The sequence below is a fragment of the Aeromonas sp. CU5 genome (genome assembly GCF_002586745.1).
GTDB classification, from domain to species: domain Bacteria; phylum Pseudomonadota; class Gammaproteobacteria; order Enterobacterales; family Aeromonadaceae; genus Aeromonas; species Aeromonas sobria.
Genome location: NZ_CP023817.1, coordinates 673,609 through 700,466 on the forward strand (window position 1 = coordinate 673,609; position 26,858 = coordinate 700,466).

Annotated in this window: 28 protein-coding genes; 20 read left to right on the forward strand and 8 right to left on the reverse strand. The window is 58.2% G+C overall.

The annotated features are described in order from the left end of the window. Positions 1 to 20 precede the first annotated feature (20 nt). The 6 genes from CK911_RS03135 (at position 21) to CK911_RS03160 (ending at position 4,414) form a co-directional block, all read left to right on the forward strand. Complete coding sequence (locus tag CK911_RS03135) at positions 21 to 1,262, forward strand: phage protease (RefSeq protein WP_098968952.1); 1,242 nt, start codon at positions 21 to 23, stop codon at positions 1,260 to 1,262. Between the two features lie 80 nt (positions 1,263 to 1,342). Next, positions 1,343 to 2,251, forward strand: a complete 909-nt coding sequence (locus tag CK911_RS03140) for a Mu-like prophage major head subunit gpT family protein (protein WP_098968953.1) — start codon at positions 1,343 to 1,345, stop codon at positions 2,249 to 2,251. 70 nt (positions 2,252 to 2,321) lie between these two features. Further along, the gene (locus CK911_RS03145; protein ID WP_098968954.1) at positions 2,322 to 2,795 is read left to right on the forward strand and encodes a Rho termination factor N-terminal domain-containing protein; all 474 of its coding nucleotides are present in this window, start codon (positions 2,322 to 2,324) and stop codon (positions 2,793 to 2,795) included. A gap of 1 nt (position 2,796) precedes the next feature. After that, positions 2,797 to 3,222, forward strand: a complete 426-nt coding sequence (locus CK911_RS03150) for a gp436 family protein (protein WP_041217425.1) — start codon at positions 2,797 to 2,799, stop codon at positions 3,220 to 3,222. Beyond that, entirely contained in the window at positions 3,219 to 3,665 is a 447-nt protein-coding gene (locus tag CK911_RS03155) for a hypothetical protein (protein ID WP_098968955.1), read from the forward strand. Before CK911_RS03150 ends, CK911_RS03155 begins: the two co-directional genes overlap by 4 nt. After that, positions 3,665 to 4,414, forward strand: coding sequence for a hypothetical protein (locus CK911_RS03160; protein WP_098968956.1), 750 nt, complete (start codon positions 3,665 to 3,667; stop codon positions 4,412 to 4,414). The genes CK911_RS03155 and CK911_RS03160 overlap by 1 nt, the downstream gene beginning before the upstream one ends. Before the next feature lie 70 nt (positions 4,415 to 4,484). Here the strand turns inward: CK911_RS03160 and CK911_RS03165 are convergent, their stop codons facing one another. The 3 genes from CK911_RS03165 to CK911_RS03175 all read right to left on the reverse strand — a co-directional run bounded on the left by CK911_RS03165 (position 4,485) and on the right by CK911_RS03175 (position 6,112). Continuing rightward, positions 4,485 to 5,261 (reverse strand): hypothetical protein, encoded by a 777-nt coding sequence (locus CK911_RS03165; RefSeq protein ID WP_216640694.1) that lies wholly within the window; start codon positions 5,259 to 5,261, stop codon positions 4,485 to 4,487. Positions 5,262 to 5,525: 264 nt separating this feature from the next. Beyond that, positions 5,526 to 5,810: a hypothetical protein gene (locus CK911_RS03170; RefSeq protein WP_098968957.1), complete on the reverse strand. Its 285-nt coding sequence runs from the start codon at positions 5,808 to 5,810 to the stop codon at positions 5,526 to 5,528. Positions 5,811 to 5,899: 89 nt separating this feature from the next. Further along, positions 5,900 to 6,112: a hypothetical protein gene (locus CK911_RS03175; RefSeq protein ID WP_157774518.1), complete on the reverse strand. Its 213-nt coding sequence runs from the start codon at positions 6,110 to 6,112 to the stop codon at positions 5,900 to 5,902. A 211-nt stretch (positions 6,113 to 6,323) separates the two neighbouring features. On the opposite strand from CK911_RS03175, the gene CK911_RS21320 reads away from it, so the two are divergent. Further along, the gene (locus tag CK911_RS21320) at positions 6,324 to 6,467 is read left to right on the forward strand and encodes a hypothetical protein (RefSeq protein WP_172953929.1); all 144 of its coding nucleotides are present in this window, start codon (positions 6,324 to 6,326) and stop codon (positions 6,465 to 6,467) included. Between the two features lie 120 nt (positions 6,468 to 6,587). Here CK911_RS21320 and CK911_RS03180 read toward each other — a convergent pair whose 3' ends face one another. After that, positions 6,588 to 7,304, reverse strand: a complete 717-nt coding sequence (locus tag CK911_RS03180) for a hypothetical protein (RefSeq protein ID WP_098968959.1) — start codon at positions 7,302 to 7,304, stop codon at positions 6,588 to 6,590. A 68-nt stretch (positions 7,305 to 7,372) separates the two neighbouring features. Next, the gene (locus CK911_RS03185) at positions 7,373 to 7,711 is read right to left on the reverse strand and encodes a hypothetical protein (RefSeq protein WP_098968960.1); all 339 of its coding nucleotides are present in this window, start codon (positions 7,709 to 7,711) and stop codon (positions 7,373 to 7,375) included. Positions 7,712 to 8,020: 309 nt separating this feature from the next. Between CK911_RS03185 and CK911_RS03190 the strand changes: the two genes are divergently transcribed. The 9 genes from CK911_RS03190 (at position 8,021) to fabV (ending at position 20,103) form a co-directional block, all read left to right on the forward strand. After that, entirely contained in the window at positions 8,021 to 9,316 is a 1,296-nt protein-coding gene (locus CK911_RS03190; RefSeq protein ID WP_098968961.1) for a hypothetical protein, read from the forward strand. After that, entirely contained in the window at positions 9,313 to 9,681 is a 369-nt protein-coding gene (locus tag CK911_RS03195; RefSeq protein WP_098968962.1) for a hypothetical protein, read from the forward strand. Before CK911_RS03190 ends, CK911_RS03195 begins: the two co-directional genes overlap by 4 nt. After that, positions 9,678 to 13,271 (forward strand): curculin (mannose-binding) lectin protein, encoded by a 3,594-nt coding sequence (locus CK911_RS03200; RefSeq protein ID WP_098968963.1) that lies wholly within the window; start codon positions 9,678 to 9,680, stop codon positions 13,269 to 13,271. Before CK911_RS03195 ends, CK911_RS03200 begins: the two co-directional genes overlap by 4 nt. A 39-nt stretch (positions 13,272 to 13,310) precedes the next feature. After that, positions 13,311 to 14,516, forward strand: a complete 1,206-nt coding sequence (locus CK911_RS03205; protein WP_098968964.1) for a hypothetical protein — start codon at positions 13,311 to 13,313, stop codon at positions 14,514 to 14,516. A 3-nt stretch (positions 14,517 to 14,519) separates the two neighbouring features. Continuing rightward, positions 14,520 to 16,100 (forward strand): hypothetical protein, encoded by a 1,581-nt coding sequence (locus CK911_RS03210; protein ID WP_098968965.1) that lies wholly within the window; start codon positions 14,520 to 14,522, stop codon positions 16,098 to 16,100. A gap of 2 nt (positions 16,101 to 16,102) precedes the next feature. Then, positions 16,103 to 16,507 (forward strand): hypothetical protein, encoded by a 405-nt coding sequence (locus CK911_RS03215; RefSeq protein ID WP_098968966.1) that lies wholly within the window; start codon positions 16,103 to 16,105, stop codon positions 16,505 to 16,507. 126 nt (positions 16,508 to 16,633) lie between these two features. Beyond that, on the forward strand, positions 16,634 to 18,469 hold the full coding sequence (locus tag CK911_RS03220) for a hypothetical protein (RefSeq protein ID WP_253860371.1): 1,836 nt from the start codon (positions 16,634 to 16,636) through the stop codon (positions 18,467 to 18,469). Continuing rightward, positions 18,466 to 18,690, forward strand: a complete 225-nt coding sequence (locus tag CK911_RS21635) for a hypothetical protein (protein ID WP_098968967.1) — start codon at positions 18,466 to 18,468, stop codon at positions 18,688 to 18,690. Before CK911_RS03220 ends, CK911_RS21635 begins: the two co-directional genes overlap by 4 nt. Positions 18,691 to 18,909: 219 nt before the next feature. Then, entirely contained in the window at positions 18,910 to 20,103 is a 1,194-nt protein-coding gene (fabV, locus tag CK911_RS03230) for an enoyl-ACP reductase FabV (RefSeq protein WP_098968968.1), read from the forward strand. A 195-nt stretch (positions 20,104 to 20,298) separates the two neighbouring features. Here fabV and CK911_RS03235 read toward each other — a convergent pair whose 3' ends face one another. Beyond that, entirely contained in the window at positions 20,299 to 21,513 is a 1,215-nt protein-coding gene (locus tag CK911_RS03235) for a pyridoxal phosphate-dependent aminotransferase (protein WP_098968969.1), read from the reverse strand. Between the two features lie 393 nt (positions 21,514 to 21,906). Here CK911_RS03235 and CK911_RS03240 point away from each other — a divergent pair, with 393 nt between their 5' ends. Together CK911_RS03240 and aqpZ are read left to right on the forward strand one after the other, a co-directional pair. Then, the gene (locus CK911_RS03240) at positions 21,907 to 22,128 is read left to right on the forward strand and encodes a DUF1653 domain-containing protein (protein WP_042021186.1); all 222 of its coding nucleotides are present in this window, start codon (positions 21,907 to 21,909) and stop codon (positions 22,126 to 22,128) included. 252 nt (positions 22,129 to 22,380) lie between these two features. Next, positions 22,381 to 23,070, forward strand: coding sequence for an aquaporin Z (gene aqpZ / locus CK911_RS03245; protein ID WP_042656004.1), 690 nt, complete (start codon positions 22,381 to 22,383; stop codon positions 23,068 to 23,070). 84 nt (positions 23,071 to 23,154) lie between these two features. Here the strand turns inward: aqpZ and CK911_RS03250 are convergent, their stop codons facing one another. Further along, the gene (locus CK911_RS03250) at positions 23,155 to 23,892 is read right to left on the reverse strand and encodes a lytic transglycosylase domain-containing protein (protein WP_172954084.1); all 738 of its coding nucleotides are present in this window, start codon (positions 23,890 to 23,892) and stop codon (positions 23,155 to 23,157) included. A gap of 340 nt (positions 23,893 to 24,232) precedes the next feature. Here CK911_RS03250 and CK911_RS03255 point away from each other — a divergent pair, with 340 nt between their 5' ends. Beyond that, the gene (locus tag CK911_RS03255) at positions 24,233 to 24,673 is read left to right on the forward strand and encodes a GNAT family N-acetyltransferase (protein WP_042021371.1); all 441 of its coding nucleotides are present in this window, start codon (positions 24,233 to 24,235) and stop codon (positions 24,671 to 24,673) included. A 4-nt stretch (positions 24,674 to 24,677) separates the two neighbouring features. On the opposite strand, the gene CK911_RS03260 is transcribed toward CK911_RS03255, so the two are convergent. Continuing rightward, complete coding sequence (locus CK911_RS03260) at positions 24,678 to 25,220, reverse strand: DUF1439 domain-containing protein (RefSeq protein ID WP_042021372.1); 543 nt, start codon at positions 25,218 to 25,220, stop codon at positions 24,678 to 24,680. Positions 25,221 to 25,317: 97 nt separating this feature from the next. On the opposite strand from CK911_RS03260, the gene cls reads away from it, so the two are divergent. After that, positions 25,318 to 26,799 carry a cardiolipin synthase gene (gene cls, locus CK911_RS03265; protein WP_042021374.1) on the forward strand — a complete coding sequence of 494 codons (1,482 nt, stop codon included), beginning with the start codon at positions 25,318 to 25,320 and terminating at the stop codon, positions 26,797 to 26,799. Positions 26,800 to 26,858: the final 59 nt, after the last annotated feature.

Sequence of the window (26,858 nt, forward strand, 5' to 3'; positions counted from 1 at the left end):
CATAAACCCCATCCCCTTTCATGCCGCCGCACTATGGCGGCATGAACATATCCAAGACCCCATACTCAGCGCCTTTCGTGGCCATCCTCCATGCCAACCCCGTCAGCGGGGAGCGGCTGGCGGTGCTCGATGCGCAGCTCACCCCCCAAGGCGATGGCTGGTACCAGCTGCTGCCGGTCGGCCCGTTCAAGGCCCGTGATGGTCGCCCGTTCGATGTGGCGAGTGGCCACTGGCAACTGGACGGGCAGATCGCTGCAGCCCTGATTGCCCGTGCCAAAGCGCTTGGGCAAGACATCCTGATCGATTACGACCACCAGACCCTCAAGACTGACCAGAACGGCCAGCCTGCCCCTGCGGCCGGTTGGTACAACAGTGACGAGATTGTATGGCGCGAAGGGCAGGGGCTCTTTATCAAGCCGCGCTGGACGGATCGCGCCGCCGCCCTGGTGGCTGCCAAAGAGTACCGATTCCTGTCAGCCGTTTTCCCCTATGACGCCCAGGGCCGCCCGCTGGAACTGCGGATGACCGCCATCACCAATGACCCCGGTGTGGTGGGCATGCAGGCGCTTGCCGCTTTGAGTGCGTTACCCGCTTCAAGCCTTATGTCTACCCAACCCGGCCAGCTGGCCACTTCATCCCATGTTGCACAACAGGAGAAATCCATGAACGAACACCTGATCGCGCTGCTCGGCAAACTCGGCATCCAGCCGGGTGCCGATGGCCAGTTTACCGCCGAGCAGGGGACTGCCGCTTTGGCTGCTCTGGATACCCTGCAGGCTAGCGCTGCGAGCGCGCCGGAGCTGGAGGCGGCACTCTCTGCCACCAAAGCGCAGCTGGCGGTAGATAGCGCATCGCTGGCTGCGCTCAAGGCGACCGTCTCCACAGGGCAGGGTGGCCAGATTGACCTGGCCAAGTACGTGCCGGTGGAGACCTATAACGCCCTGGTGACGGAAGTGGCCACCTTGAGCGCCAAGGTCGAGACCACGGATGCCGCAACCCTGATCAAGGAAGCCCGCACCCAGGGCAAGGTGGTGGCCGCCGAAGAGGAGTATTTGACCGCCTATGCCGCCCAGAAAGGGGTGGCAGCCCTCAAGGCGTTGCTGGATCCCCGTCCGGCGATTGCCGCACTGTCCGCCAGCCAGACCACCCAGGTGACCCTACCAGAGAAGAAGGGAGAGGCTGTGCTCTCGGCGGATGACAAGTATGCCGCCGATCAGCTCGGTATCAGTTACGAAGAGTTTGCCAAGGCAAAAGGCCGATAGGTTCGCTTAGCCGCGCAGCGGCGTAATCGGACAAACGCGACCGCCAGACCAACCTGTTTAACCAGAGAAGGAACACCCGTATGGCCATTGTTACTCCCGCGCTGTTGCAGTCCCTCTTCACCGGCTTCAAGAAGAACTTTGAAGACGCCAAGAGTGAAGCGCCTGCCCAGTACACCAAGATCGCCACCGTGATCAAATCGACCACCAAGTCCAACACCTATGGCTGGCTGGGCAAGTTTCCCAGTCTGCGCAAGTGGGTCGGTGATCGGGTGATCGAGTCGATGAAGGCGCACGGTTACCAGATCGTCAACGAAGACTTCGAGGCCACCGTGGCGGTCGATCGCAACGATATCGAAGATGACGAGCTGGGTATCTACGCGCCGATGTTTGCCGAGATGGGCCGTTCGGCGGGGATCCACCCCGACGAGCTCTGCTTTGGCCTGCTGGGGGCTGGCTTCACCACGCCTTGCTATGACGGTCAGTATTTCTTCGACACCGATCACCCGGTCTATCCCAAGGCCGATGGCACCGGTACCCCTGTCCTGACCGCCAACGTGGTGGTGGATGCCGGTTATCAGGGGGAGCCCTGGTTCCTGCTCGATACCAGCCGCGCCCTCAAGCCGGTCATCTTTCAGGATCGCAAGTCACCGCAGTTGATTGCCATGACCAAGGTCGATGACGAGGCGGTATTCACCCGCAAGGAGTTCCGTTACGGGGTCGATTGCCGTGATGCCGCAGGCTTTGGTTTCTGGCAACTGGCCTTTGCCAACAAGCGGGCGCTGACCCCCGACAACCTGTGGGATTCCTTCTCCAAAATGCGGGAGTTTCAGGCTGATGGTGGCCGCAAGCTCGGGGTGAAGGCCACTCTGCTGGTGGTACCGCCCTCCCTTGAGAAGCTGGCGACCCAGATGCTGGAGCGAGAGCTGGATAGCAGCAGTAGCAACGAGCTGAAAGGCAAGTTGGAGCTGGTGGTGGCTGACTACCTCTAACCCTGCGTTGTGGCTGTTTAACCCTCGGTTTAAACAGCCTCTCTATCAGATACGACGAGGAAAACATGAGATGGAACAAGAGATGGAACTGGCTATTCGAGTGGGCATTTATTGCCAAACAGGGTCAACAGTTCGTCAGGTCTATTTTCGCGCGGGCCTGCCGATTGTACCGGGCAAGTCTGAGATGGTTGTGTCGCCTGAGCAGTGCGCGACCCTGGAGAACGACCCGCGTCTGGTGGTCGTCCGGTTGGCTGAAAACGCCAGCCTTCAGGCAAGTGATGCACCATCGGCGCCTGGGGATCTGGACGCAGCACTGGGCGTCCTGACCGGTTCGGGCTATCTGGCGGGAGTCGCCACACTGGCGGGCAAGGTCACGCCGCTGGCCGAGATGAAGGTCGATGAGCTGCGCGAGCTGGCGGTGCAGATGGGTATCCCGGAGGCGACCAAGCTCAAAAAGGCCGAACTGGTGACGGCGATCGCGGCGACCGACGTGCAATACCCGGTCAAGGATGAGCAGTCATCTGGCCAGAACGGAGAGCAGTGATATGTATGCCAGCGTCAATGACATGGTGATCCGCTTTGGCGAGGCCGAGTTGCTGCGCCTGGCCATGACGCCGACCGGTGAGCTGGATCAGGCGGCTATCACCATCGCCCTGCAGGATGCAGGCGCCTTGATCGATGGCTATCTGGCGGGTCGCTATCCCTTGCCGCTGGCCCATATCCCGAGTGCCCTGGTACCTATCTGCGCCGATATCGCCCGTCACCGTCTCTATGGTGAACAGGCACCGGAGCAGATAGCCAAGCGAAACGAGGCGGCCCTGGCCTTTCTGAAATCGGTTGGCAAGGGGGAGCTGGCGCTGGGGTTGGCCTCCGATGGCGCCACCCTGGAGAGCCAGAATCTGGCTCAACTGCAGTCGGATGGGCGCGTCTTTGGCCGGAGTCAGGGGCGCGACAAGGGGGGCTTTCTATGAGCCAACCCGCCAACCAGTCTGGTACCGAACTCGACTACCTGCAGGCGGGCGAGCGGCTGCGTGAGCTGCTGACCCCCCTCAAACCTGCGGGGCTCAAGGAGGTGTTTGTGGCCACCGATGTGGCAACCATCGCCAATCTGGGCCAGCACAGTCCGGCGGTGCATGTGGTCTATCAGGGCGAACGTGAGAGCGAAGGCACCCAGTCAGGCCGGGCCAGCAGCTTTGATCAGCTCTGGTTGCTGGTGCTGGTACATCGTGCCAGCCCCAGGGAGGTCAGTGCCGGAGTGTGGCTTACCCGCATCCTGCAGGCCGTCAGTGGGCGAGCATGTGGTGACAGTACCTTTCGCCGGGTCACCCCACCGGTAAAACCCAGTTACAGCGGCGGTGCGGCTTATTTGCCGCTTGCCTTTACTACCCGAGTGAAATTCAAAGGAGAGCGATGATGAGCGAAACACTGCACCTGGAAGGGGATCTCTTTATCGAGACCTTTACCAACGGGGTCTCGGCCGGGGTGATTGGCCCCATCGATGTGGATAGCCTGGAAGTGAAACCCGACAGCCAGAAGATCTCCATTCCCAGCAAGCGCAAGGGGCAATATGGTCAGGCGCGGGAGAACTACCACATTCCCAAACCTGCCATGGTCACCATCAAGACTACCGAGATCCCGCCCGTGTTGCTGGCCGCCGCCTTTATGGGTCTGGAAAGCCCCATCAATCAGGGGGCCGGGACGCTGACTGATCTGCCGGTCGTTCTGCCCGCCTGGCCGAAGTGGGCTCCGCTCGGCAAGAGCAATATTGCCTCGACTGGCCTGGCCATCAAGGAAGGGGCTAAGGCGCTGGTGGTGGGTACCGATATTGAGGTCAACTATGTGCTCGGGCTGGTGCGTGCGTTGAAAGGTAGCTCGGTAGCCGATGGCGGTAGCCTGACGGTCAGCGGTACCTATAATGCGGTGACCGGTACCCGCATCGCAGGCAACATCCAGCCGGAGATCAAGGCGCGGCTGCTGCTCGATGGCCGCAGTATCGTCAGCGGCGAGGCCATCAAGCTGACGGTGCCCCGTGCCAGCTTGTCCCCCAAGAAGGCGGTGGACTTTATGAGCGACAAGCCCATCGAGATCGAGCTGGAGGGGGAGTTGCTGGCCGTGGATGGCGAGACCGCCCCCTTCTATGTGGATCGGCCGGTGACTGTATGATGATAGGGGAGGGGGAGAGTTAATGAAAAACGGCGGGGAGACCCGCCGTTTTCGCATCAACGGATAAAATCTAGCTAATTCTGAATGGCAGCACATTCGTGCAATGTGGGCATTGAAGGCTTGTGTAACCAGTGAGCATTCTTTTGTCTACCGTGATTGGCCTGTGGCAAATGGGACATTCTCCAGAAACCTTATTCGGATTTCCACCGAAGATCAACGCACTGCCCGGACCAAAACCCACTGAGTTTCCACTGACATGGATGTTGCCTTGCGTAGTGATGCCTTGCATCCCAACTGTGCCAGATCCATCCGTGAACGAAGTGCCATCGACAAAGTTCCGACTGCCTCCGCTTGCGTGAAGATGGGTGCTGGGGCTGACGACTTTTGAGTTTTCAAGGACGTTCGTACTGGCGCCCATGGCAGAGATAAAGACCCTCCCAGCTTGGATGACCGAATTGACAATTTGTTGGTAGCTACTGCCAGTTGTATCAACCACGAACTCTGAGCATTTGCTGGCTAGGGTACTAGAGAGATGCTCACAGGCAGCTAGGAGATCACTATTGCTTTGAACTGTTCGAGCGATCTCGGCTATTGCTTCCTCTAGAGTTTCTACCTTATCAATGGTGTCGTTTACAGCTTGTAGTTGTGCCCAGACCTGCGAGAGCTCTGCTTCCAGTTCTTTGTCAGATATATGGCGGTCAAGAGCCATGCCAGCCTGTTGAATCACAGGAATGGGTAATAGACTGAGGCAAAAGCCGAGTAACCGGAAAGGAGACTTGATGCCATGCTTTTCCCATAGTCGACGGACCGCATCTGCAGAGGCTTGAATTGGATTTTGTTGATTCACAGCGAAGAGTTCTCCTGCATGAGTTATAAATTAAGTTGAACAAGCGTAATGAAAGGTCTGTAGTCGTCTTGTGATATGGCTCAAAGAATGGTCAATAACCCTTTTTACTTGTTTGTTAATTAAGCATTAAACACATTGTCATAAACTTGTTGCTGTATCTGTGGGCGGTATATTGAACATCAGATAACGATTACTTGCTACGGAAACCAACTTGTTGGCATGGCGTAACCGAGAAGGGATGGTTTTTTGGGGTAATGCTTGGTTTTAGCGCAATTCCAGCCGCTCAATCATGGCCAGTGGCTGAGATGAGGCTGAAAGGGGCAGGATGGATTGCTCTAACCACTGCCAATCCAGCGGCGGAGTACCTTCTTTGAACTTCTGGTATGGCACGCCATCTTTGATAGTCAGGAACAGCGTGCAAGGGGTATCGGCACGGCAGACATAGCGCACCATCACATCGCCATGAAGTGAACGCAGTAGATGTTTCAGGATCGGCAGCCCTTGTATGGTGTGGTGCCCCCCCTCATGCCAGACGCCAAATTGATGCATTTCACCCATACCTTTCAGCACAAGTAAATCTAAGTCTTGATCGCCCAGGCCCACTTGCCACTGTCAGAAATGACAGGTTATTGGGGTTGTCAGGGTAGCTTCTTCGCAAAAAGCTTTAGGTTGTTAAGGTAGCCGGTAACAGCCGTATCACATTCTTCCTCCGTGAGATCTGTGGTTATGGAGATTACCTTTTCACTTGAGAATTCAACCATCCCACCGATCGCAGAGAAGTGTTCAGTAAGATCGTCAACTAGCAATTCAATGTTGCGTGCAACATCTTCCTCGCTCATCTCGTCATCCATGAAATTCTCTCTCGTAGGTTTGTATTCATAGTAAGGTCGATACTTGCATGTCATAACGTTACCTCTTTGTATATGTGTGTCCGGTGCGGTTACCGTAAAGTCATCGGACATTATCGGTTTTACTGCATTCGCTCTAAGTAATTCGCCATAAACCCTCTCATCTTGCCACCCCTTTACCATAGGGCATATCTGAATCTCTCAGGAATGCCCTATGTCCACTTCTACCACCCTCAAACTTGCCTTGGAGCTGGCGGCCAAGGTCACCGGGCGGGAAGACTTGGCCGCGTTGGCGGGTGAGGTTCCGCGAATGTCCGATTACGCCTACCGGCTAATCGAACCTACGCCCACTCTCTGACAAAACTACCGCCGAAACGACGCAGCTGCTGGCCACCGTTAACGGTAGCCAGCGGCTTACAAGAGGGGAATAAACAAGCAGAGGGGTTTGCCGCTATCGATGGTCGCGGAACAATAGGGGTCAGCGTAAAAGAAACAGGATATGGCGTTTGTCGTCGTGTTCTGCATAATCGACGACATCAAACTTGCTGCTGCTCTCTTGGGTGATTTGCTGGTGGGTTAACCCGGTCAGGCACCAGGGTTTGAAGCTGCCCGGTTTGATGGGATAGTCGAGATAGCCGCGAATGGACTGACGCTGTGCGTCGTAAACTTCAATACATTGTGAGGTGAGTTGATTGATACCAATCAACCAGAGCAGTGCCCCGCTCAGGGTTTGCATATCATCACTGACCACACAGCCATATTTTCCCCGCAGATATTGATACACTTGTCGGGCAAGGCCGCTGCGGTAATCCGGGTCGATAAAGGCGCCACGGATTTGAATACCCTGTTGATCTTGTGCTTCTGCATTGATGGGCAACTGTACCGGGTTATAAACAAAGCGGCCCACAACAGTATCGTTGCCGGTGCGGGCATCTGCGACAGAGGCTAGCAGCTCTTCCTCGCTCCACTGGCTGTCATCTTCGATAGCATCGGTCAGCCACTCATCCACCCCCAGCTCGGTTACCACCAGACAGCATGAAAAGTCGCTGTCGTCGCTCATGCGATATTCAGTCAGCGCCAGTATTGCCAATCTGCGTCGGGCGATCATGAAGTGCTGAAAGGTCACCTCATTTGTCATGCCTTCGGGGTCGGTATCGAGTTGTTTGCGGTAGGTCTGAACCAGATTGGGGGCCATAGTCTTCCCGGACTTGTCTCAAAAATAAAAAAGCCTGATTCGGAGATCAGGCTTTTACCACTCTTTGTTTATGCCAGCAGTTGCAGCTCTTGGGTCAGCGCTTCGTTGACTGCGCATTTTACCGCTTCGTCAAAACGTGAGTTAACTCTGTGGTGACTCGACGGTTTGACGGCATAACGGAGCTTGTCATTCTTGACCAACAGCTCTGCGATCGGTTCGATGTAGTAGCTTTCGGCACTGCTGTCGTTGCGCTTGGTTTCAAACTCATCACGCCACAGCACTATGTATCTTGGCTGATTGTATCTGGTGATATCACGGCGGATCTGGATGGGGCGCGGAAAGCTGTTATCGCTGACCTCTTTCACCACTTCAGTTTTTTGCAGTAAAGAGTGCATCGAGATTGTCATGTTGCACCTCCTTTGTTGCCGTGCCTGACAGTTGGTTGGTCACTCAGCCTCTTCTTGGCGCTAAGCTTGCCAGCAAGCTTAGCGCCAAGAAGAGGCTGAGTACACACGAATTCGCTTGTAAACCATACAAATATTGGCTGTTAACCATCCCTTTATGCAGGGATGGAGTGGCAAAATATCACACATCCTTCCTTTCATTCTAGCGTTTCACCTCCTTGTGGCGCTCTTTTTTTAATCCACCATAACCCCTTGGCATCGCCTCGCATGGGCAGAATGAGCATGTCTGTTCACTTATTGGTAAGGCCGCCCATGTCAGACCCCCGAACCCTCAAACTCGCGCTGGAGCTGGTTGCCCGTGTTGTTGGCCGCGAAGAGCTGCAAGGGCTACTGACCGAGCTGGAGGCACTTGGCCCCGGCAGTGCACAGGCGGCCACGGCAACGGCCACCTTGACCGACGCGCAGGAGGCATTGCAGCAGAGCCTGCCCGAGAGTGGCGAACTGCTGGCCCAATCCACCCCCCAGTGGCAGGGCTGGGGCCAGCAGTTGGCTGCGGTGGTCGAGACCCTGTTGCTACTGGACAGTCGCTCCACCCAGGCCGCGCAGCGCATGGTGAGCGAGCAGCAGTTGATGGGGCAGGCCACCCGCCAAAGCGCCGATGGGGCAGCAGAACTGGCCAAGGCGTTTGAAGAGTTGGGGCTGGACTTTGAACGAGCCAATGGCCGTATCGGTGCGGGCTTTCAGAAGACCATCGGCGCCCTGGATGTATTGGTGGCGCACACGGGGGCCAGTAGTGCCGCCATCGAGGAGGCGCTGGCCGCCGCCTACAACAGCGCCAAGACCACCGCCGAGATCGATGCGGTGATCGCGCGTCAGAAGCAACTGGCCGCCCAGGGCAAAATCACCGGGGATGCGCTGGCCCGCTCGATGGCCATCGCCGCCGATGCCATGGCCAAAGTGAAAGGGGGGGGCGGCGATACCAAGCAGGCCGTCGCTGCCATTGGTGATGGTTTTGACGAAGCGGCCGCACGGGCTAAAGGCGCTACTGATGCGATGCGGGCGGGGCTTAAAGGGGTACAGGATGAAGCCAAGCAGACGAATGCCAGCCTCACCAGTAGCGGCGGGGGCGGTGGTCGAGGCGATATCACCCGCACCGTGAACGCCGGTTCTTTCTACTACAAGAGCGTGGATATCAACAGCCTGCGCGGCAATGCCGAGGGGCTGGCCAACACCCTGGCTGGGGTGGAGGAGGAGCTGGCCCGCTACAGCCAGAAGGTCAAGGACATTCCGGCCTACAGCGAGTGGAGCAAGTATTACGGCGAGAAGTTCCAAAAAGAGATGGAGGCGATGCAGGCCCGCCTCAAAGAGGAGCTCAACAAAGCGTTGGCCAAAGAGAGTGCCAAAACCAATCAGGCCGCCACCCAGCCACCGGCCCCGGCTGTCACGCCATCTACCCCCAGCGCCAACACCCCAGGGACACGCAGGCCCTTGTCCGAGCGGATCACCATAGAGCTCAAAGGGGCAGGGGGCTCGGCCGAACTGCAGACCGATGAGGCCAATGCGAATGCCCTGATTTCCCTTCTTAAACAGCAAGGACTGCGCCAATGAACGTGACCTTAAACAGCGTGCTGCTGCCAGATGATCTGGTCTGGCGCGACGAGTTCGAGTGGGCGCCGGTCGAGCAGGTGGTGACCCCGACCCTGAGCGGCGCCCTGTTGGTGGAGGAGACCGCCAAGCCCGAGGGACGGCCGCTGACCCTGAGCGGGCACTGCTCCCGCGCCAAGGTGCAGGAGCTCAAGGTGCTGGAGGCACAGGTGGCCCAGCTGATGACGTTGACCCTGCTCGATGGCGTGGCCCGCACTGTGGTCTGGCGCCGCCCTGGTGTGGTGGCCATGCCACTGGTCGAGATGGCCGACCCGGAAGGGGGCGACCCTTATGCCCTGACCCTGAATTTGACCGAGGTAACCCCATGACCATTCTCTCTGGCGATATCGTGCTGTTGGCCAGCCAGCGCCTGGTTGATACCGATGACGGCGGTGGTCGCATCACTGGCCGCGAGATCATCAGCGGCAACCATAACAGCCTGTTCCCTGGCATAAGCGACATGGATCGGGCTTATGGCACAGTGAATATGCGCAAGGCGTTTCTGGCGGTGCAGACGGACGACACCGACACCTACTATGGCGCCAATGCCATGGTGCTGCTGCCGCCCAGTGACCCCAGTGTCAACCTGACGCTGATGACCACCAAAGACCACAACGACACCCGCGATAACGCCCGCAACAGTCTGGAGCGCTATCAGGCCCGAGGCCCGAAGTGGCAGGGGGTGCTCTACGATACCCAGCTGGAGGGGCAACGGGCGATCCGCATTCTGCAACGCATTGAGGTGCGGTTGCCGGAGGTCGGGGAGGTGCTGGTGCTGGTCGGCAACGAAGGGAAGGGGAACGAGGTTGAGCAGTATGTACGGGTTGACCGGGTAACCGCCGAGCTGCGCAAGTTCGGGGTGGCTGGCTACCAGGGCGAGTTCACCCGCAACGTGGTCACCTGCGTGATCACTGACCCGCTGCGCTACACCTTTGAAGGGGAGCAGCCCAGCCCTTATGACCAGGCAACCACCAAGACCACCCTGCGGGAAACCGTGGTGGCCGATGCCGCCAACTACTTTTCGACCACCAAGATGGTGGCTGATGCGGCGCTGGGTGCAATGCGGGTGCAGGCCAAGACCATCTTCACCCAGCTGGTACCCAGTGCCCGCAGTGAAACCCCGGTGGTCGATCTGACCGCTGCCGGTGAGCTGGGCGCCCTGCTGGAATCTGGGGTGGGCAGTCCCCACACTTTCACCACCACCTCACCGGTCAGCCCCAGTCAGGGGCTGTTCCTGGGGATTGGTGCCATGCCGGGCAGTGTATCGGTCACCATCGGCGCGGCAGTGATCACCGACAAGGGCGGCGAGCTGTTCCTGGTCGGTACCGTGGTGGGGGCTATCGACTACGGGCGCGGCTTGCTGACCTTCAACAGCCAGTGTCCGAACTACGGCGCTGCCAGCAAAACCGTGAGCTTTCGCCCGGCAGTGATGCCATCGCGCATCGCTGACACGGCCCAGATCCAGATCGCCGCCAACAACCGGGGATATGCCTACACCGCGACCCTGCTGCCCACCCCTTGCCCCGGTTCGCTGACCGTCAGCTATCTGGCCCAGGGCAAATGGTACGACCTGAAAGACAACGGGCGCGGGGAGCTGTTTGGCCAGGACAAATCCTATGGCTCTGGCCTGCTCAACTTCACCACCGGCTCTGTGGTGCTGACCCTGGGAGCGCTGCCGGATGTGAACAGCGCGATCATGTTCAGCTGGGGTACCAAGGTCTCTTACCTCAACCGGGCCAGCATGGTGCTGGATCCGGTGCAGCTGGCCCATAAGTTGGCCCATGAGGGGATTACCCCCAATAGCCTGACCCTGACATGGCAAGCCGGTGGCACGACCAAAACCGCCATCGACAACGGGGCGGGCCAGCTGACCGGCGATGCCACCGGCACCATCAATTATGTGACCGGCGATCTGGCCCTGCGGGTGGCGACCCTGCCCGATGGCGGCCAGGAGTACCAGGTTGTTTACCAGTACGGCGACCCGGATACCCAACGCTTTGACTACCCGGCCCGCAACCCGGACGGGACGATCACCCTGCAGCTGGCCAAGCAGAACCTGACCCCCCGAATGGTCTCATTGCGCTGGAATGCCCTTTATGAGGAGGTGAAGGACGACACCGAACTGGTGATCGCCCAGCGTGACCCGATCATCAGTGTCCGTGACAACGGCGCGGGCAAGCTGCTGGATGCGGCAGGGGTGGAGCGGGGTACCGTCAACTACACCACCGGCCAGATCACCATCAAGCCGGATGGCCAGGGCGGCATTCCGAAAACCCGCTATGAGTGGCGAACTATCGGCACCTATGGCGATGGTCACGGCAACACCATTGCCCGCCAGCGCTGGACGTTGGTTGAAATCTACTACGTGCAGGCCGCCTACCTGTTCCCGGTGGACGACAGCGGTTGGGTCGAGGTGGAGTACCGCAGCAACAACGCCAGCAGCGCGGGACAAGACACAGTGAAGGCCACCCCGCTGGTGCTGGATATCACCCCGCGCAACGGCGAGGCGATCTTGGCCAACTCAGTGCGCTTTGCGCTGGGCGGGTCAGTCTATGTGGACAGGCAGGGGATCCTCTATCGCAACATCGACCCATCCACTGGGGCCGGTGAGCAGGCCGGTACACTGGATTACGCCACCGGCAAGGCGACCGTGACGGTCTGGAACCCTGGCGCTGTGCCAGTGGCTGCCCTGAGTTCGCTGGTCACCAGCCTGGTGGCCCAGACGGTGGACGAGGTGACATTCAGAACGCCGGGGGCACCCATTGCGCCATCCAGCCTCTACCTGAGTGGCAACACCGCAGACGGGCGCCGGTTTGAGGTGACTGCCAACGGCGATGGCACCATCACCAGCCAGGATGTAACCGGCAAGGTGGACTATCAGACCGGGGTGGTATCGGTGCGCTTTGGCCGCCTGGTGACGGCGGCGGGCAACGAGAGTAAACCCTGGTTTGACCCCGATATGGTGGTCGATGGCAAGATCTGGCGCCCCTTGTCGGTGGTGGCTGACACCATCCGGTTTAATGCGGTGGTCTATAGCTATCTGCCGCTCGATGCGGATCTGATCAAGCTGGATCCGGTGCGCCTGCCATCTGATGGCCGGGTGCCCTTCATTCGCAAGGGGTACATAGTGGTGGTGCATTCCACCAAGCGCAGCGCCTTCCCCATGGGAGTGCAGGCGGGGCAACAGCTCAACACCGGGCGCGAACGGCTGGCCTATTGCCGGGTGGAGGATAAGAACGGCAAGGAGCTGGCGCCGCAGCTCTACAGCGTCAACATGAATAGCGGGGTAGTGACCTTGGCCAGCCCGCTGAGCCTAACCGGCTATGTGGAGCCGCTGGCCGTGGTTCATCGGATTGAGGATATGAGCCTGGCCACCGATGTGGAGATCTCGGGCCGCATCACCCTGGCTCGGCCCCTCAGTCACAACTATGAGGCGGCGGATACCCTGGTCTCCAGCGCCCTCATTATCGGTGACCTGTGGGCCCGCTATGGGGCGCTGTTCGACCAACGCACCTGGACAAATAACTGGTCTGATTTTCTGATTGGCGACCCCTGCACGGCGGAATACAACGATACGGACTTCCCGATCGGGGTGACCAACCGGGCGACCCTGCAAGAGCGCTGGGCCATCATCTTCCAGACCACCACCACGTTTATTTTGGTCGGCGAGCATGTGGGCCAAATTGCGGTGGGGGACGTGAATACCGACTTTGCCCCCATCAACCCCAACAACGGCCAGCCCTATTTCAGGCTTGACCGGCGTGGCTGGGGCGCCGGGTGGGCTGCGGGCAATGTGCTGCGCTTCAACACCTACGCCGCCAATTACCCGATCTGGTTTATCCGCACCATCTTGCAGTCGGTGGCTGCGGTAGATACCGACCGTTTCGAGGCCCAGCTCAGGGGCAACGTCAACCGTTAACCGGCGAGGCGTTGCGCCTTGCCCGTGGAGAAAAAAGCGATGGCTGAATACAAGGTCAAATGGTTTGCAAGCGAGATGCAGGGCGCACCGAGTTTGGGCGATACCGCAGAGGGCGCCCTGGCGGCGCTGCTCAAGGCGGTGCTGGTCACCGGCTTTGGCACCCTGACCATCAACGCGCTGGCTTTCGATGCCGCCAAGGGGTGGGCGGTGGCGACCTTTACCGGTGGGCATGCCTATCTGCAAGACTCAGTTGTTCAGGTCGAGGGGGTATCCCCTGCCGCCTACAACGGCGAGCATCGGGTGATGCAGGTCACCGCCACTCAGGTCTGGTTTGAGCTGGACGGCGGCAACCCCGGCGCCCCAGGAACGGGCGCAGCCATGACCATGAAGGTGGCGCCGCTGGGCTGGACGATCACCCACGAAAGCGGGGACGGTAAGATCTTCATCGTGCGGCCCACCAACGTCAGCGAGTCGGGGAACGTATCGTGGCGGATTGATAACAGCGCATTCACTGGCTGGACGGGCACTTATGGTTCAACCCACTACCTAGCAAAAATAACCATGGTAGAGGATGTGGTGGATATCAATACCTATACCACCATCTACGACCACCGTTGGCCAGCTACCCAGCGCTATACAGCAAAGACATGGGATCTGATAGGTGATCAACAGCTGTTCTATTGGTTACCCTCTATCGGTAACTACAGTTTTCAAACGGTTTATTGTGCTGGGTATATCCGAACCGTAAGACCAGGTGATCGCTACCATGCAGTGGTCTGTCACTATGCGTCAACCAATGCCGCAGATCAGGGCATACGATGGGATAATCGAGACTCCATCGGCCCAAATAACTGGGGTACTCCATTGACCACCTTCGACCAGTCAGGTCAGCGAGCGATAGCACGACCCTATCACCAGCTGTTTGGCGCAACCTCCTGGTGGTTGAAAGGGATCTTTGGGCGATTCGGTAATGGATTGAATATCCCTAATGGCCCAGATAACGGATTCTACTTCTCTACCGACCCTTGCATGGTGCTGGAGAACGGCAGCCATCTGCGCGGTTATATTCCTGGGCTTATCGTACCCTACGGAGATATTACCTCTTGGCACCGTAAAAATTTTGGTGACATGCCAGCCTTGCCAGGTAAAAAGGTGCGGTTTATCCGTGCGCTTTATCAGACAAATGCCTACAACGCCGATCCGCGCTCACTGATTGGGTTCGATATCACCGGCCCATGGAGGTAAGTCATGGCTACCTTCTTACCTAGTAGGGGTTTCCTGGTTGTTGTGCAATCCCAATCTAGCTCGGGGAATGTGCCTTTTTTCAACGTTGACAGTACGGAAGGGCCTGACTGGTTCGCCAACTTTGGCGAGACGGCAGATATAGGGATTTTCAAATATATCTACGGCTCTGGTGTTGGGGGGGATACGGGGGTACTGCCTACCAAGACGATCACACTTGCGCCCAGAAACTACGTGTTCAGGTTGGAAATAAGCAACGGCAACTGGAACCCAGATTATTCAGATATGGATCTGGAGTTTCTGGATGATACCGGGGTGGTACTGGCAGCAATTCGTACCCGTTATGATGGGGCTTATCGCCATGGGATTTGGTATGGCCCCAACCTGGCCAACCTGACCAAGGCACCGCAAGCAGGATCATACCCGCTCACCTTTGGCGCCTTGAGCTTTACCGATAGCGCTTTAGTCTTTACATCAGACCCAGAGGGCAACCGCAATCAGTCGTTTAGCTTCGCCTGCCAACCGCAAAAATTTGCGGCGATGCGGTTTAGTAATCTTCGGGCCCAGTCAACGTATACCGGGCCTGGTGTTGCTCATGTGCGGGTAATTATCAAGAAAGGCGCGACACCATTTAATGGCGACTTTGCTGCGCTGACAACAGAGCAGTACACCGCTTTAAAGCCTGATTTAGTCTTGCCAGCCGGTGCCGCCATTGAACATCAATCAGGGGTTGGGTTGGTTGCTTCTGGCACGGAGCCATCCTACGTCTTGGCCAGAAACATATTACCAGGCCAAACTGGGGTACTGTTTAATGTGGCTGGCGCTGTGGTTGCCAAGCTGGCCTATATCAATGGTGTGGCAAAGTTGACGGTGGGCAGCGTCACGATAGAGGGCACAACCGATGCCCCTTATCTTGGCTTGGTTACCATCAATGGCCAGGTGTTTGGCTATTACCAGACCAAGGTGGTGGTGCGTTCATCGCAGTTTATCGCCCCCCCAAATAGTACGATCTGGATAGAGCTACAACCAGGGCAGATACTGGCAAAAATAGGCACTGAGTACAGCCAATTAACGGCTGAATACACCTTTGTTTTTTTTCGCCATACCATCACCGCAGTTGCTGCCAACCAGGAGCCCCGCAGCCAATTTCAGCCGCAAGATGTGGCCTGGCGCGGCACCCCGCCGCTCTACCCTGGCCCGGTCAACCTCCAGCAACAGACCCAGTACCCGCTCTGCAAGGGTCGGGACTATTTCTGGATCCGCGATGGAGTGCGCAACGTGGAGCAGGGGTTTATTGAAAGCACTGTGACCATCAGCGGGGTGGGAGTGCGGCGGCGGGTGCTCTGCTTTACCCAGGATGGCGAGCTGGTTGGCGAGACCTACAGCCGCGCATCGGATGGGGTCTATCGGTTAGATCTGCTGTGGCTGAATCGCCGTTATATGGTGGTCGCCCAGGACGATCCCGCCTTTGGCCCCGCCGACTACAACGCCGTGGCCGCCGACTATCAGGCACCGAAACCCTACCCGCCAGGCGGCGGGGTGGCCCCTGCGCCGTTCCCCATGATTGCCCCGCTCAAGAGGAAATAACCATGATCTCTTATGCCGAAGGGGTGCGCACCAGCCGCGCCCAGCTATTGGCCACGGCCATTGATACGGGCACCGGGGCCAGTGCCAAGCTGACCATCTACACCGGTACCAAACCGGCACCGGGGGCGGCCCCGACTGACCAGCTGGCTCTGGTGGCGCTGACGTTCAGCCACCCTTGCGCCAAGACGATCAGCGGCGGGGTGCTGACCCTGAAACCCCTGGCCGAGCAGATGGCCACCGCCAGCGGTGCTCCCACCTGGGGGCGCATTGTTGACCGGGATGGGGCCTTTGTGGCGGATCTCGATGTCGGGGTGCCGGGCAGCGGTGCCGATCTGGAGCTGCCCGCAGCGGAGTTTTTTGCCGGTGCGCTGATCCGCATTAATACCGCCACCATCACTGAACCGTAACCGGGGGGCCATATGGCCAGAAAGGATGCCAGCCTAGAGCTGCGTAAGGCTCGCAGCATCAATGGCCAGCTGTAGCTGAATCAGTCTGAGGTGGTGCGGCTGGTCGGTATCCTTAACGGTACCACCATGCCGCCACGCCTGAGTGCGTCACCGAGTCTGGTGCTGTCATCGGTATTGGATGGCGCCCCGCATCGCCCCAGCGCGATGCTGGACGGCTCTGTGGTACTTGATGCGGTGCTTGCCAGCCATACACATGGCCGTGGGGAGCTGGTCGGCGCGTTCGTCATTGAATGCACCATGGCCAGCACATCCCGCGCCCCGCAGCCTGTGCTCGCCGGGCAGTATGACCAGAACGTATTCCGGGGCCCAGCCAGTGCAATGGGGGATGCCTGGGATCGGGCAGATAGTCATTCCCAGGACCTCAGTAGCGAATGGCAGAAGGCAGGCACCGAGCGGGCAACCAGCCGCTCCCTGTGGCAACAGGCCGCCGCGCATCAGCAGCAGGTGGCTGAGCTGGGCGAGCAGATGCCCCAGACGTTCATGGCCAATCAACAACGCTTTGCCGAGGGGCTGCCGGTCAGCCAGCAGAACCGCCAGGGCTATGACAGTCTGGCCGCTGGCCATGTGGCGAATCAGTCCCTGTGGGTTGAGGCGGCGCCGGCCAGCAGCTGGCGCCTGGTCGGGTTCACCAACCCGCCGCGCTTTGACCAGGTTTGGCAGGCTGACCAGTGGCAAGAGGGCATCCCCATCGGTAAAGGGGTGGCCGCTCAAGCCTGGCACCACGGCAAGCTGCTGATAGAGGACTGGTGTGATGGCTGGGATGAGGCCATGTTGCCCACCTGGGGCAAGGCGCCGCCGCCAGAACCACCCAAGCCACCCATCCGCCCCGATAAGCGGGTGCTGCGTTTGGCGTTCGGGCGCAAGCGCGACACGGCAGAGCTGGAGTTTCTCTGGCAGGGCAGTGATGCGGCAATCGTCATTCCAACCCGGAGGGTTTATCTGGTGAGCAATACAGCGAAGATCGTGCGGGTACGCGATGGGCTCGATATCCCAGCTACTGCGGTGAGTATCGAACTCGACACCGACTCCTGGGCGTGGCAGTTCAGTGCCCAGATTCCCCGTATCGCGGCGGCTGCGTTGACCGATGAGGAAGAGGTCAGCATCCATATCAACGGTCAGCAATGGGACTGCGTGTGCGATGGTTGGCAATCGAGCCAGAGCTTTGGTCGTGAGTCGGCAACGCTGACCGGCCGCTCTCGCACCGCTTATCTGTCACCGACCCATGTGTTGGGACAGGCGGTGAGCGAAAATGCGGCCGCCACCATGGCCCAGCTGGCGGCGGCCGTATTGCCGATGGGTTGGACGCTGGATTGGCAAGCGGCTGACTGGTTGGTACCTGCCGGATTCTTTAGCCTGGATAACCAGACTCCGATTGAGGTGGTCAGGTACCTGGCCGAGGCGGCCGGTGGTTTTGTGCTGCCACACCAGCGCAACCGTCATCTGGTCATCAAGCCGCGTTATCCCACCGTCCCATGGCAGCTCGATACTGCTCAGGCCGATGTGGCGATCCCCCGCGCCATCATTACCACCCTGGGCAGTGACTTCCAGCCGGGTCATGCCGCCAACGGGATCTGGGTCAGTGGTGGTCATCAGGGCATCAGTGCGCGGGTGGTGCGCCAGGGGACGGCTGGCGAGCAACAAGCGCCAACCATCACCCACCCGTTGGTGTGTGATGTGACGGCAGCCCGTGCCCAGGGTGTGGTGGGGCTGGCCAAGACCATGCCCAAGCGTACCCAGACCATCGAGCTGCCGTTGTCTGCTGATACCGGCTTGATCCTGCCGGGCGCATTGCTCGCCGTGGACGGTTGGAAGGGCTACAACCGGGGCGTCAGGGTCTCTGCTGCGTTGCAGAACTGGGCCATGACGGTGCGCCAACAACTGAGTGTGGAGCGATTTTTATGAACCTGTTTAAGCGATTCCTTGAGCTGGTACCCGGCGCTGATCCCTTGCTGGTTGGTACCGTGATCGCAGTAGGTACCACGACCACCACTCTCAGTACGTTGGCAGGTGGAACGGTCACAGTACGGGGCACTGGGGTAACCATTGGCAAGACGGCGTTTTACAGGGGAGGGGAGCTGGCAGGAGAGGCGCCGGACTTACCGACCTATGAGATAGAGGTTTAATGCCGGTTTAACCGGCTTATCAAACTCAGTGATTCCGGTGCCACCAAGTTTGATAAACTACTGGGCCGGTAGCTTTTCATTTTCCCCGTAACTCTTTTTCATTTTCGGCGGCGGGCTACACCATTTTTGCCGCAGTTCAACACATCAGAGCACCTTATCGCGGCAAGATGAGGTATCTTATGCCCCGATTTCATCCATTAAACGGATCCGAGACCCCATATGATCATCAAACCCAAGGTTCGCGGCTTTATCTGCACCACCACTCATCCGGTCGGTTGTGAAGCCAATGTTCGTCGCCAGATCGCTTATACCAAGGCCAAAGGCACCATCGAGAATGGTCCCAAGAAGGTGCTGGTGATCGGCGCTTCCACCGGTTATGGCCTGGCCTCCCGGATTGCGGCTGCCTTCGGTAGCGGCGCCGCCACCCTCGGCGTCTTCTTTGAAAAAGCGGGCACCGAGTCCAAGACCGGCACGGCTGGCTGGTACAACTCCGCCGCCTTCGACAAGGCCGCCAAAGAGGCGGGTCTCTACGCCAAGAGCGTCAACGGTGATGCCTTCTCCAACGAATGCCGTGCCAAGGTGATCGAGCTTATCAAGCAGGATCTGGGTCAAATTGATCTGGTGGTCTACTCCCTGGCCTCTCCGGTGCGCAAGATGCCGGAGACCGGTGAAGTGGTGCGCTCTGCCCTGAAACCCATCGGCGAGACCTACACCACCACCGCCATCGATACCAACAAGGATCAAATCATCACCGCCACCGTCGAGCCGGCGAATGAGGAAGAGATCCAGAACACCATCACAGTGATGGGCGGTCAGGATTGGGAGCTGTGGATGGCAGCCCTGCGTGAGGCCGGCGTGCTGGCTGACGGCGCCAAGTCCGTGGCCTACTCCTACATCGGCACCGATCTGACCTGGCCAATCTACTGGCACGGCACTTTGGGCCGCGCCAAGGAAGATCTGGACCGCGCCGCCACCGCCATCCGTGGCGATCTGGCAGCCAAGGGTGGCACTGCTCACGTGGCAGTGCTGAAATCCGTGGTGACCCAGGCTTCTTCTGCTATTCCGGTGATGCCGCTCTATATCTCCATGGCCTTCAAGATCATGAAGGAGAAGGGCATTCACGAGGGCTGCATGGAGCAGGTGGACCGCATGATGCGCACCCGTCTCTACGCCTCTGACATGGCGCTGGACGATCAGGCTCGCATCCGCATGGATGACTGGGAACTGCGCGAAGATGTGCAGCAGACCTGCCGCGACCTGTGGCCCTCTATCACCAGCGAGAATCTCTCCGAGCTGACCGACTACACCGGCTACAAGCAGACCTTCCTCGGCCTGTTCGGTTTCGGGCTGGATGAGGTTGATTACGATGCGGATGTGAATCCGGACGTGACATTCGACGTGGTCGAGCTCTGATCCTGACGCAAGCGAAAACAGAGCCCCCTCTTTGGAAAAAGAGGGGGCTTTTTTTATCAACGCAATGGGGTTGCGGTTACGTGGTTTCCTCGCACTATGGTCGTGAGGGGAGATCGCCACACAGGTTGCCAGCATCATGGCGCGTAAAAAGACAAAAAGGCTCCGAAGGAGCCTTTTTGTTACGATGAGTTGTGCTTACTGCTTGTAACCCTTGAGGAAGCGGGCGAGGCGGCCAATGGCCTCTTCCAGCTCCTCTTCGCGGGGCAGAAACACCAATCGGAAGTGATCCGGTGCCGGCCAGTTGAAGCCGGTGCCCTGCACCAGCAGCAGTTTCTCTTGCTGCAGCAGATCGAACACCATCTTCTGGTCGTCGCGAATGTCATACACCTTGGGATCGAGGCGCGGGAACATGTAGAGCGCCCCCTTGGGTTTGACGCAGGAGACCCCCGGAATGTCGTTGAGCAGCTCCCACGCCTTGTCCCGCTGCTTGCGCAGGCGACCGCCCGGCAGGATCAGCTCGTTGATGCTCTGGTAACCGCCGAGCGCGGTCTGGATGGCGTGCTGCATTGGCACGTTGGCACACAGCCGCATGGAGGCCAGCATCTCCAGCCCCTCGATGTAGCCTTTGGCACGGCCCTTGGGGCCGGTGAGGACCATCCAGCCCTGACGGAAGCCACAGGCACGGTAGGCTTTGGAGAGGCCGTTGAAGGTCACTACCATCACATCGTCACACAGGGTGCAGACGCTGGTGTGGGAGATGTCGTCGTAGAGGATCTTGTCGTAGATCTCGTCGGCGAAAATGATGAGGTTGTGCTGGCGGGCGATCTCGATCACTTCCAGCAGGAACTCGCTGCCGTAGACGGCGCCGGTCGGGTTGTTGGGGTTGATCAGTACCAGGCCGCAGGTACGCGGGGTGATGCGGGCGCGGATGTCGTCGAGATCCGGATACCAGTCAGCCCCTTCGTCACAGCGGTAGTGCACCGCATGGCCACCGGAGAGGGTGACGGCGGCAGTCCAGAGCGGGTAGTCGGGGGAGGGCACCAGCATCTCGTCGCCGTTGTTGAGCAGCGCCTGCATCGCCATCACGATCAGCTCGCTGGCACCATTGCCGATATAGATGTCGTCGATATCGACCTTGCGCATCCCTTTTTGCTGGTAGTACTGCATCACCGCCTTGCGGGCAGAAAACAGCCCCTTGGAATCGCAGTAGCCCTGACTCAGCGGCATGTTGAGGATCACATCCTTGATGATCTCTTCCGGGGCATCAAAACCAAACGGGGCCGGGTTGCCGATGTTGAGCTTGAGAATGCGGTGGCCTTCGTCTTCGAGACGGCGGGCTTCTTTATGCACCGGGCCGCGGATGTCGTAGCAGACATCGTCGAGCTTGTGCGACTTGTCGATAGTGAACATGGTGACTGTGATTCCTTCCCCATGGGGACGCGTTGGCGAAAAAGGCGATTTTTAGTATCAAATTTCTTTTCCCCTATTCTTCACAGAATTGAATGCTAGAACAATCCTCTTTTTAGAAGAATTCCCTGATTTTTAGCCCTGAAACAGGGTTGCCAGAACGTTAAATTCAGCACGATCGTTTGTGTGACTAGAGGTTACCAGTGAAAGATGGTGGGCTGATTAACAAAGATACCCGACTGTGTTGAAATATTGGTATCCGCTGGCACGATGAGCTTGTTTACAAAAATGTCTTATCCCCTTTGTTCTTTGAGGCAAGCTGGTACCGGCTGATTGGGTTAGCCATACTCGGCGAGCCATGTCATCGCATCGACCCACCCATATTGAGGCATTCCCATGCATGCACCCGTTCCTGGCCGTTATCGCCACTTCAAGGGGGGTTACTATCAAGTGCTCACCCTCGCCCTGCATACCGAAACCCAGGAGCAGCTGGTGATCTATCAATCCGAGCAGGATGGTCAGGTCTATGCTCGCCCTGTCGCTATGTTCATGGAGTGGATCGAGCATCAAGGGCAGGTTGTCAGCCGCTTCACGCCCGCAGGGCATATGGCACGTTAGCTGAGCGATATACGAGCGCTCCTGACATGTGGCGTCAATTTTTGTCGCACCATGTTTGCAGTGACAGCACCATATGCCACCCCTCTATAGTGATAAAAATCTCATTTAATCAATTGTTTGTGATGTTCGTCACAAAAAGTGACCCGCGTCTGTAAGGTTCGTATTCTCGAGTGACACTCCCATAATGCTGCGCTTATTGAATCTGAGGCTTTTTTGAGTCTTTTTTGCTGTTATCTCATTGGGAGAATGAATGTGAAACCTGTTGCTGCTGAGTTTATGGGTACTTTCTGGCTGGTATTGGGCGGGTGCGGCAGTGCTGTGCTGGCAGCGGCCTTTCCGCATGTGGGGATCGGTCTGCTGGGGGTCTCGCTGGCCTTTGGTCTGACCGTGTTGACCATGGCGTTTGCCATCGGCCATATCTCCGGTTGCCACCTTAATCCGGCCGTTACCGTTGGTCTGTGGGCGGGTGGTCGTTTCCCTGCATCCGGTGTGCTGCCTTACATAGTGGCGCAAGTGCTGGGTGGCATAGCCGCTGCAGCTGTGCTCTATGTGATTGCCAGTGGTCAGGCCGGGTTTGATCTCTCAGCCGGTTTTGCCTCCAACGGCTACGGTGAGCACTCTCCGGGTGGTTACAGCCTGACTGCGGCACTGGTGTGTGAAATGGTGATGACCGGCTTCTTCCTGTTCGTCATCATGGGTGCCACCGATAGCCGCGCCCCTGCCGGTTTCGCGCCGATCGCCATCGGCCTGTGCCTGACCCTGATCCACCTCGTCAGCATTCCGGTGACCAATACCTCGGTCAACCCGGCTCGCAGTACCGGTGTCGCGTTGTTTGTCGGTGACTGGGCTGTCAGCCAGCTGTGGCTGTTCTGGGTTGCCCCGATTGTCGGTGCCATTCTGGGTGCGCTGGCTTATCGCTTGGTGGCGACTGAGCAGAAGTAATCGTTCAAACAAAAGTGTGGTATCGACACGCCTGCGGGCGTGTTTTTTGTTTCTGGTTGGTGCTGGCAGTGCTTGGCTGAGCGACTAGAGCCCCTTGGCCTGCAGCATATCTTTGTAGCGTTGGTGCAATAGCTGGACGCGTTCCACATAGGCGCGTGTTTCTGCATAGGGCGGGACACCACCATGTTTTTGTACGGCTCCCGGGCCGGCATTATAGGCAGCGGTTGCCAGCGTCACATTGCCGCCATACTGCCTCAGCAAGCCTGCCAGGTATTTTACCCCACCGAAGATGTTCTGCTCCGCCAACAGGGCATTGCCGACCCCCAGCTCTTGCGCAGTGGCAGGCATCAGCTGGGTCAGGCCCATCGCCCCCTTGCGGGAAACCGCCAACGGATTAAACGCTGACTCGGCATGGATCAGGGCCCGGATCAACGCCGGTTCAACCTGATAGGTTTTGGCGGCAGCCTTGATGGTGCTGGCATAGTCATAGAGGAACAGCCCTGTGGTCTGCCAGTTGACGCTGGATTTGGGATCGCAAGCGAAGCAGTCGTTGAACAGCAGCAGCTCGTAGTGGCCCTGTTCGGGAGCCATGTCGGAGTAGCGTACCACCCCGTTCTGCTGCACCGATTTATAGACCTGGATCTGCTTCTTGCCGCTAGTCGCGATTGCCGCCGTTTGAGCGATTTCGGGTTGCGGCGCGGGCGCGGCATCATTGGCCGGACGCAAGGGGGAGGGGGCTGCGGTCAGGAAGATCACCTCCGCGGGCGGGGGAGTCTGGCTCCATCCGCTCAGGGGGATCAACAACATATGGCCTGCCAGCATCCATGCTTTCAACCGTAACACTCCTTCCTGTGAAGACCATGTTGAGTAAAGCATCATGACGAGGGCAGAACAAGCGGCCAACAGGATGCAAATGATCCGATTCGGTGACCGGGATCAAAGTATCCACCGCAATAAAGGGTAGTCATCATGAAGCCCTGTTTTGGTCGTCAGGCGGTGGGTCATGGCCTCTTCCTCCGGGTAAGCAAGGTGTCCATGATGCCCGCTTTTTTGTTGACGAAAGGCATGCTATCGTGCTGGCGTCATCTGGTCGGATTAGCACACCGTATCTGGCACTAATAATTGATTATCAAAGGATTTGTCTGTGACAAGCAAGCTGGCGATGGAACTCACTTTCGAAGAGTACTGCGACGCCGACCTCTCTCTCATCAGGGACTATTACGAGACGACATTTTCCCACTATGTGCCGGATTTGGCCGAGCGGATCTTTGTCGTACGTGACGCGCACTGGTTGGTAGGGGCGGTGCGGTTGCGGGACGAAGAGGAGTTCTATCACTTGTGCGGCTTTCGCCTGTTGCCCCACTATCAGTCGTTGGGGCTGGGTTCTTGCCTGTTGCAACATGCCTGCCGCGATTTGCTCGAAAAGCCGGTGGTCTGCCAGGCGCTGCCTTTCGAGAAGCCGTTTTATCTCAAGGCCGGTTTTGCCGATATGCCGCTCAACCGATTGAGTGGGTCACTCTTCTCACTGTATGAGCGGCAGCAGCAGCAAGGCTATCAGGTTGAGCTACTGATACGAGAAAGCACCCAGCTCCTCCCGAATTAAGTGGTCAACGAGGCTTGGTCAGCAGATGGATCTTGCCCGGTGACAACTCCAGTCCCAGCAGATTTTCCTTCAGCCAGGCCTGATCCGGATCCTTGTCATTGAGTTTGTAGACAGGTTTGCTCTCCAGCCGTTTCTCCATGCTTTGCAACAGCATGCCGAGCATGAGCCCGAATTTTTTCTCGGCCGCCTCCGGCTCCAGCTTGTACTCCACCAGCTTCATGTTATCGAGAAATAGCGCGCTCTGGGCCTTGTCATAGCGGGGTCTCGCCTCATAGGTCATCTGCAGGCGGGCGTCATATTCGGTATTGTCGGGCAGGGCTATTTTGAGCTTGCCCTTGCCATAGACTCGGGCGGTATCGGGGCGCTGGCGACCAATTTGCACATCGCTCTGCTCCAGTTGCACATGGGCCTTGATGATGCCCGGCAGCTCCAGCTGTTTGTCGACTTGTACCTGGGATTGCAGGTACTGGTTTATCTGTTGCTCATTGATGTCATATGAGCCCTGGCTTAGCATAGCCAGACTCAGCAGCATAGATTGCAGGATCATGGGGGCGACCTGATAGAATGGATTTGTCTTACAGCATACCATTTTGGCCATGTTGGGTCTGCCCAGCGCACAGTTTGTCGATCACAAGGAGTCCCCGTTGCTCAACGGTCTGGAATACGATCTCCACCTGCTTTTCTCCCGTTTTTTGGGCTGGCTGCTACTGCTTTTTCATACCGTGATCGTCACCGGTGTGTCGTTTCGGGTGATCATGAAGCGGCGTCCCATCGGGGTATCGCTGGCCTGGCTGGCCCTTATCTATGCCATTCCGTTTGCCGGGGTAGGCTTCTACATCTTGTTTGGCGAGATCAAACTGGGTCGCCGCCGCGCTGAGCGTGCCCAGGCCATGTACCGCCCTTATGCTATCTGGACGCGTCAGTTGGCCCGTCTGTTTCCCCAGCACTGTTGTGAGGTGGGTGCCAAGGCGCTGCCTTTGCACGATTTGATCCAGAGTCGCTTGGGGATGCCGATGCTGTCTGGCAATCGCATGACGCTGCTGAACAAACCCGAATCGATATTACGCGAAATAGTGCGCGATATTCGTCAATCCTCCCAGTCTTGTTATCTGGAGTTCTACATCTGGCACCCGGGTGGCGATGCTGACCAGGTATGCGAGGCGTTGATTGAGGTGGCGATGCGCGGCGTGGATTGTCGTTTGTTGCTCGATTCGGTGGGCAGCAAACAGTTCTTCCGCTCTCCATGGCCGAAAAAGCTGCGCAAGGCGGGGGTCAAACTGGTGGAGGTGCTGCCGGTCGGCGCCTGGCGCATTCTGTTCCAGCGCCAGGATCTGCGGATGCACCGCAAGCTGGTGGTGATCGATGACCGGGTGGGTTACACCGGCTCGATGAACATGGTGGATCCCCGTTTCTTCAAACAGGATGCCGGCGTCGGCCAGTGGGTCGATATCATGATCCGGGTACAGGGCCCCATGGTACCGCTGATGTGGTCCATCTTCGTCTGGGATTGGGAGATGGAGACCGGCGAGCGGTTGCTCGACAGTTTGCAGCATGATCCTGAGGTCTGGCCCCAGACCAACTACCGTGCCCAGCTTATCCCGTCGGGTCCTTTCGTTGGTGGCGATTGTATTCAGCAGAGCCTGCTGCTGGCCATCTATCAAGCCCGTAGCCATCTGGTGTTAACCACCCCCTACTTCGTGCCTGATGATCCACTGGCGGCAGCGCTCAGCTCGGCGGCCGCCCGCGGGGTGCAGGTGCAACTGGTATTGCCCGAACGCAACGACTCCATCATGGCTAACTATGCCTGTAATGCCTTTATGGAAGAGCTGCTGGCGGCCGGGGTGGAGATCTATCGTTATGATGCCGGTTTGCTCCATACCAAGAGCGTGCTGGTAGACGATGATTTTGCGCTGGTGGGCACGGTTAACCTGGATCGTCGCAGCCTCTGGCTCAATTTCGAAGTGACGCTACTGGTCGATAATCCGGCCTTCGTGGCCCAGATGACTCGCCTGGTGCAGGGTTATATGATGGAAGCGACCCCGATGACCTTGGCCAAATGGCAGGCGCGCCCCTGGTACAAAAAGGCGATGGAGAACATCTTCTATCTCTTCAGTCCCTTGTTGTGACGCTGTGGCGAGCCGGCAGAATGTTGGCTTGCCATCTGATTGGACTTGCCTCGTCCCGA